The 6,437-nt window shown below is 43.6% G+C and carries 8 protein-coding genes; 3 read left to right on the top strand and 5 right to left on the bottom strand.

The window, feature by feature from the left end:
* Window positions 1-355 (bottom strand): alpha/beta fold hydrolase (locus AB7U21_RS09390; protein ID WP_428388568.1); only part of this gene is annotated, 355 nt, incomplete at its 3' end.
* A gap of 486 nt (window positions 356-841) precedes the next feature.
* Here AB7U21_RS09390 and AB7U21_RS09385 point away from each other — a divergent pair.
* Window positions 842-1,069, top strand: a complete 228-nt coding sequence (locus AB7U21_RS09385) for a hypothetical protein (RefSeq protein ID WP_298685581.1) — start codon at window positions 842-844, stop codon at window positions 1,067-1,069.
* A 68-nt stretch (window positions 1,070-1,137) separates the two neighbouring features.
* Here AB7U21_RS09385 and AB7U21_RS09380 read toward each other — a convergent pair whose 3' ends face one another.
* Window positions 1,138-1,488 carry a VOC family protein gene (locus AB7U21_RS09380; RefSeq protein ID WP_428388566.1) on the bottom strand — a complete coding sequence of 117 codons (351 nt, stop codon included), beginning with the start codon at window positions 1,486-1,488 and terminating at the stop codon, window positions 1,138-1,140.
* Between the two features lie 383 nt (window positions 1,489-1,871).
* On the opposite strand from AB7U21_RS09380, the gene AB7U21_RS09375 reads away from it, so the two are divergent.
* Window positions 1,872-2,756: a VOC family protein gene (locus tag AB7U21_RS09375; RefSeq protein ID WP_428388564.1), complete on the top strand. Its 885-nt coding sequence runs from the start codon at window positions 1,872-1,874 to the stop codon at window positions 2,754-2,756.
* Between the two features lie 93 nt (window positions 2,757-2,849).
* Here the strand turns inward: AB7U21_RS09375 and cooS are convergent, their stop codons facing one another.
* Together cooS and AB7U21_RS09365 are read right to left on the bottom strand one after the other, a co-directional pair.
* Entirely contained in the window at window positions 2,850-4,754 is a 1,905-nt protein-coding gene (gene cooS / locus AB7U21_RS09370) for an anaerobic carbon-monoxide dehydrogenase catalytic subunit (RefSeq protein WP_428388562.1), read from the bottom strand.
* A 111-nt stretch (window positions 4,755-4,865) separates the two neighbouring features.
* Window positions 4,866-5,180 carry a DUF6951 family protein gene (locus AB7U21_RS09365; protein ID WP_428388560.1) on the bottom strand — a complete coding sequence of 105 codons (315 nt, stop codon included), beginning with the start codon at window positions 5,178-5,180 and terminating at the stop codon, window positions 4,866-4,868.
* 519 nt (window positions 5,181-5,699) lie between these two features.
* On the opposite strand from AB7U21_RS09365, the gene AB7U21_RS09360 reads away from it, so the two are divergent.
* Window positions 5,700-6,020 carry a Rieske (2Fe-2S) protein gene (locus AB7U21_RS09360; protein WP_428388558.1) on the top strand — a complete coding sequence of 107 codons (321 nt, stop codon included), beginning with the start codon at window positions 5,700-5,702 and terminating at the stop codon, window positions 6,018-6,020.
* A gap of 162 nt (window positions 6,021-6,182) precedes the next feature.
* On the opposite strand, the gene AB7U21_RS09355 is transcribed toward AB7U21_RS09360, so the two are convergent.
* Window positions 6,183-6,437 (bottom strand): hypothetical protein (locus AB7U21_RS09355; protein WP_428388556.1); only part of this gene is annotated, 255 nt, incomplete at its 5' end.

Below are 6,437 nucleotides of genomic sequence, written 5' to 3'. Positions count from 1 at the left end.
CAGGATAGTCGTTGGCAAACTGAGTGGCTGATGGACCTCCGGCCGATGCGCCAACGACGATCACTTTATCTATACTTAAATTATCCAGAAGAGCTTTATACGAGGCGGCTTGCATTTGAATAGAAGCATTAGCTGGAATTGGTGATCGAAGATATCCATATCGGGAAACTGAGATGAATTTATGACCATCCAAAAAGAACACTTTGCCCACCCAAAGTCCCGCATCATAACCACCCCCTGCACCATGCAGCAATAAGACAGGTGTCCCTTCTCCCTTTACAGTATACTCAATATCTCCATACTCTGTTCTTAAAATATTACTGTTCGAAAGCAATTGCTTTTGTGCTTCCGTCATCGTATCGTGGTAATTCGGATAAGTTAATGTGATCAGTATAACAGTTGTACAGATTAAGCATGCCAATATTATTAACAAAACATTTTTAATTTTTGTCTTAGTATCTTCCAACAACTTCCATCCCCGTTTATAATATTATAACACCCGCCTTTTATAATCTTTCCGACTTTCGGCTCTGTAGAAAACATGCACATTATGTTTTAACCACTGAGTTCACAGAGAACACAGAGAATGAGAATAGTAATCCATCTCCGTGAACTCTGTGTACTCTGTGGTTGCGTCTGCCCATAGTGGAGATTGTGGCATGACGATTTCTACAGAACCCGACTTTCTGAACCATCATTAAATGAGTGAGTACAAACCCTCTGTAAGAAACCCTCTGTAAGAGATGACGTACATAGGGACAGCCAGTGATCATCTTTTTCTCCCTTTGTTACTTTCACCCCACTTGGGTATGGCGTATATTATCCCCCATCCAAGTACCCATTGTACCCCATAGACCAAGACACCTATGACAAAGTGAATGCCTATCATATAGAGTTCAAAACAGGAGCTCTGACCTCGTTACGCATTCCCAGGATCGTGGAGTATTACTCAGATGTGGAGCCTGACATGGTTCTCAAGTGCATCATACTCGGCAATGCATGCGGATGGGCGAGCTATAAGATGGCATGTGGTTATTACGAGAAGCATAAGGAGGCATTCAAGTTCTGAACTTCCTGATAGGAACTGCTGTAAAAGAAGCAAATAAGAAAAGAACTTCAGTGAAATGAAAAAAGGGATCAGTGGTGTTGGATCAGCGCTATTCTGACCCCATTTGGGTCTTCCAGGAAGGCAAGGGTCCCAACTGTTATTGGTATGGGTTCCATGGTAATCTTAGCGCCTTTGGATCTGAGCTCTTTCACTGTGGTGTTAATGTCTTCAACATCCATTCCCACCGCAAACAGGCCAGTTCCATATTCTGTATTTTCTATGAGCTCTATCATAGCATCCCCTTCACCTTTCAATAACGTGATCGTTGCTCCGGGCTGGGGATCGTGCTGGCTGTCTATTTCAAATCCCATAACTTCTGTGTAAAATTTAATTGACTCATTCATATCCTCAACTACGATGGTAGCGTATTTCACTTTCATATTACTCACCAATGAATACTGTTTATCATTATTTATTAATTCTACATTTGGTATTTTTTATCAATAAGTAATTGTAAAATCGATTTGTTTTTGCAAATATCCACTATGAAGGATATAAAGGTCCATTTCATGGCCAGAAGACAGAATAAAGAAAGTTCAACCTCAAATTATAAGAGACCCACACGACCTGCCATCACTTTCTCCACGACTTCGTTATACAGGCATGCTAATTAAGTACACGATAAGGCCCCCTGATTAGTATAAGAGTTGCAATGCTCATGAGGTCTGCAAGCTGGTGGAGCAAGGGTCTGATGACATTTGCGAATAAAAGTAGCAGGTATATCTTTATACAGCACGGACTGCAATATGTATAGAGGTATAGTATGCAAAAGATCGTTCCACACTTATGGTTTGACACAGAGGCCGCTGAGGTTGCGAAGTTCTATACATCCCTTTTCAGGGATTCCGGGATCATTGACATCACGCAGATCCATGGTACCCCTTCCGGAACAGCAGAAACGGTCACTATCGAGTTATCAGGTCAGGAGTTCATGCTGATATCAGCCGGACCTTTCTTTACATTTACCCCAGCCATATCTTTCCTTATTGCCTGTGGCACTACAGAAGAGGTGGACATGTTGTGGGAGCAATTATCCAAAGGTGGTACAGAGCTCATGCCTTTGGATGCATATCCTTTCAGCGAAAGATACGCATGGGTGCAGGACAGACATGGTCTTTCATGGCAGATAATGCATATGGGTGACAGAAAGATCACGCAGAAGATCACCCCGACACTTATGTTCACCGGTGATGTGTGTGGAAAAGCAGAAGAAGCGATCAATACTTACGCATCGGTGTTCAGTAATGCAAATATTGGTTACATCCTTCGCTACAGTGCTGGTGATGGACCAGATAAGGAAGGCACGATACAACACGCCGGTTTCATTCTTGAAGGCCAAGGATTTGCAGCTATGGACAGCGCTTATGAGCATAATTTTACTTTCAGCGAGGCCATATCGTTCATAGTGTACTGCGATACCCAGGAAGAGATCGATCACTACTGGGGAAAACTATCAGCTGTTCCTGAGGCTGAACAGTGTGGATGGCTCAAAGACAAGTTCGGGATTTCATGGCAGATCGTGCCCACTGTTATGAAAGAGATGATGCAGGACAAGGATGCTGAGAAATTGGCAAGGGTAACTGCAGCATTCCTCAAAATGAAGAAGTTTGATATCGCTGAATTGAAAAAAGCATACGAGGGGCTATAAAGGGATGGGACAGGCCACATGGCCATAAATCAACATATCCATTTTTCTGCTCTCCCATCCCTTGTACAAAGATATTTGTAAGCGATCCACGTATCAGATGCCCAATTTACTGCGATTGCCCTCTATGTGCTCCATCATTGCATCTACAGCCTTTACCGCATCAGTTTCCACATTCATAACTCCTCCAGTGACATCCTTACAGTCCTGGGTGAGCAATTTCACAAGCCTTGGAGCACCTGTTACAGTAGGCACAGGATTGACATGCGTGTGCAGGCCCAATGCAAGAGCATAGACCGCATCGATCGTAGCTTTCTGCTCCATGTATTCAGGTGCTGTTGCCACTACTGGCAGGTCAGGCAGAGGCACATCACCTAACGCCGATGAAATGGCACCAAGCAGATCTGCCAGCCTTCCGGTATCGGTACATGTACCAAAGCTGAGTACCGGGGGAATACTAAGCTGTTTGCACAATCCTTTGAGTCCAGGTCCTGCAAGTTCCATTGCATCAGGGCTGCATAAACCTCCCACCTGCATGGCAGCATTGCCGCATCCCATAGAAAGTACCAGCACATCCCGTGCAATAAGTTCCTTTGCAATATCCAGAGTATGGCAATCCTGTCCCGAATCCCTCAGGGTCGTACAGGACACAAGGCCCGCGACACCTCTTATAGTTCCACTCTTTATGGCATCCAGTAAAGGTACCAGGCTGCCACCCAGTGCATCTGTTATACTCTCTGAGGAGAATCCCACCACAGACTCAGTGATAGGAAGGCCAGTTACAGGTGATACGGTTTTCCTGCGTTCGCTGAAGTTGTCTATAGCTATCTGCAACAGCTGAGCCGCCTGCTCCCGTGCCTTCTCTGGTACATAATCTATTCTTTCATAAACGCCCTCTAAAGAAACAAGGTCGCTCACAGGCACGATCTTGAAATGATATTTTTCAGCGTAGATCGGGTCTATGGGCATTGAGCAGTTCATATCTGCCACGAACACATCCACACAGCCGCTGGCTAAGACCGCTTCCTGCATGATCCAGTTGCCAGTGAACCCAAAGAACACATTGTCCATTTCCCATCTCTGGATCATTTCCTGACCTGTTTCAATATTGGCAATTATGCGCAGTCCTTTTGCACCAACAGCCTTCGCCTTATCCTGCCATGCTTTTTCCCTTGCCAGCTGTACCATTGCAAATCCCAAAAATGGTTCATGACCATTGGGAAGCACGTTCACATATTCGGGATCAAGTACTCCAAGGTCTACCCTCATCAAGTGTGGTTTTGGCAGACCGAAAAGAATGTCCTGGCAATATTCATTTACTATCTGGCTTTGATACCCCATGGCCACTCCCAAACGCATGGCTTTGAGAGCAAGGCTCACATAGTTCCCATCAACATTCGTGAGGGATGAACTCGTTGTCCTCATGATCTCACTGTGGATGCCATTGGGGAATAGACCCAGCTTTTTCCATGTTTCCTTACGCTCTTCAGGTGCAAGTGCCTCTACTATCTTACTGCTTTGCCCGTATTCTCTCCTGAAATCAGCTTCCACGAAGTCGCATAATCTCAAAGCCACTTCATTATCGGTGCCTGATGTATCAACACCAAGCCTTGCAGCAAAAGTTCTTAGTTTCCCAGATTCCTTTATCTTAAAAGGCGTATTTCCAAGAGCTGTGGCTCTAAGTGTCTTTATGGTCTGTTCTGTATGGTACTGGTAAGTGGAAGCTCCCAGGACGTTGCGTAAGAGCATCATACGCATTGCCATACCGTCAGCAGTGATACCGCAAACACCTCTTTTATCAGTTTCAGCATTGCCTCTGCATGGTCCATTGGAACAAAGGTCGCAGCGCATACCTCCCTGGCAGAAGTTACAGCGTCTATCGGGGTTCCCACCCATGCCCTGGGCCTCATACCTATCCCAGATGTTGGTAATGCCGTCCTCTTTTATCCTTTCATATACTTTCTTTACAGATGCATGACAGGATATCCTATCTCCTTCCATTGTTCTTCCTCCCTTAAGTTGACATTTGCTGATTCCATGTTACGGCCGCCATTAGTGGGGCTGTTGACTTGAACATGGAGATGTTATTAACCTCTTTATATTATATGTGCTCTACTTAAATTCAATAGTGACATTGCCTACACTTTTGGCAAGGGTCTTGGACATGTATCCCGCTTCCAGCCTGCACACATGTAGAACGGCGACTGGAACGAGGCAGGTATCGCAGCATGGGGCATGGCTCGCCTTTTCAAGCACGTAATTATCTTTTATGGCAAATATTCCTTCGAGCGGGACTTCCATGTGTGATATGTTCTTGACAACATTACATGGAGTGTCAATTTCGATTATGACTTTATTTCCGTCGATCTTTCCATTTACTTCGTGAACATAGCCACATATTCTTGAGTTTATGGTTACATCGGTCATTCAGTAGCTCCTTTTCTTCCGAAGTTCCTGGCCTGTCTGATGTTTTCAGGCAGCCAGTGAAACCGTACAAGTGATTTTAGACAAACTCCGCTAATGTTTATCGGAAATTGAATTAACATCAACAGCATCCAATGATCTGACTCATTCCCCCACATTGGTTACAAAACAACTGTCGTCTACAGTAAAGTATTTTACTGATATAAAGTATTAATCTGATACTGGTATATATAGGAAGAAGTTTCCAACATGATATCACTAAAAATGATATATGCCGAAGATCTGTCATAATCAATAATTACTTATAATTCCATATCCTTGCTATTATAGATCTAAAAGATATCGGAGACACCCGTGTTCTTATAATTTAAGCCGTTCATTTCATGACGATGAGTGGCATTAAGACCATGGATGAGCTAAACTCTAAGGATATTGGCTCAATATGATCCAATATATAACGTTGACAAACTTTTTGTTTTACTAACATCGAGCATATAGGATCGAACATATAGGAGATACAATATGTCTGCATGGATCGTTGCTATGGAAGATAACCTGGCTGAGGAAAAAATGAAAGTGGTCAATCTAGAAGGGAAACAGGTCCTGTTGATCAAGAAAGAAGGTACTGTATACGCCATAGACAATAAATGTCCCCACATGGGCTGCCCTCTTAAGGGAGGCATACTGGATGGTTATGTTCTGAAATGTAATTGTCACAACTGGGGTTTTGATATAAGGACTGGAATGAATGCAAAGACAGGCGCATATGTGGATAAGCCTGATCCAAAGGTTTCTGCATATCAAACACAAATATCCGCTGGTAACATTTTAGTAATGCTGTAATTTAAAGGAAATAAGTTAAGTGTTGCTAGTTTTATAGTGATCTCTTAAAAGTTAATTACACTTGCCGGCTTATCACATAGGCTTTCATCTCCCATCATACTGCAAAGCCAAAAACTGTTTTATTTTAAAGGCATTTCTACATAGCCGATGTTTCCTGATCGCTTAAAACCCATTTATTTTATTCATCCCGCTTTCTGTCATCCGGTATGACCTGACCTTTAATGTTCGGTCTTTGTTATAAGAGCATGCGCTGCATCCCCTGCCACAGGAAAGGTCCGTACTGCATCCTATATTGTTCTCCTGACATAGCTCAATGTCCCCGTTGTTCTCCATCAATGCAAGCATCTGTTTGAACTCATCAGGTTTCATGTTGAGAGACCTTGATGCTGCACCTACGGTGAGGTTATCACCGGATTC

Source organism: Methanomethylovorans sp., from assembly GCF_050177135.1.
In the GTDB taxonomy this organism is placed as follows: Archaea; Halobacteriota; Methanosarcinia; order Methanosarcinales; family Methanosarcinaceae; genus Methanomethylovorans.
The sequence above is the reverse complement of the archived record's forward strand: the minus strand, read 5'-3'. Positions and strand labels throughout refer to the sequence as shown.

Excerpts from the sequence above, each read along its gene's own strand:
- AB7U21_RS09380 (WP_428388566.1), bottom strand. The coding sequence starts at position 1,488 with ATGAAAGTGAAATACGCTACCATCGTAGTTGAGGATATGAATGAGTCA.
- AB7U21_RS09375 (WP_428388564.1), top strand. The coding sequence starts at position 1,872 with ATGCAAAAGATCGTTCCACACTTATGGTTTGACACAGAGGCCGCTGAG.
- cooS (WP_428388562.1), bottom strand. The coding sequence starts at position 4,754 with ATGGAAGGAGATAGGATATCCTGTCATGCATCTGTAAAGAAAGTATAT.
- AB7U21_RS09365 (WP_428388560.1), bottom strand. The coding sequence starts at position 5,180 with ATGACCGATGTAACCATAAACTCAAGAATATGTGGCTATGTTCACGAA.
- AB7U21_RS09360 (WP_428388558.1), top strand. The coding sequence starts at position 5,700 with ATGTCTGCATGGATCGTTGCTATGGAAGATAACCTGGCTGAGGAAAAA.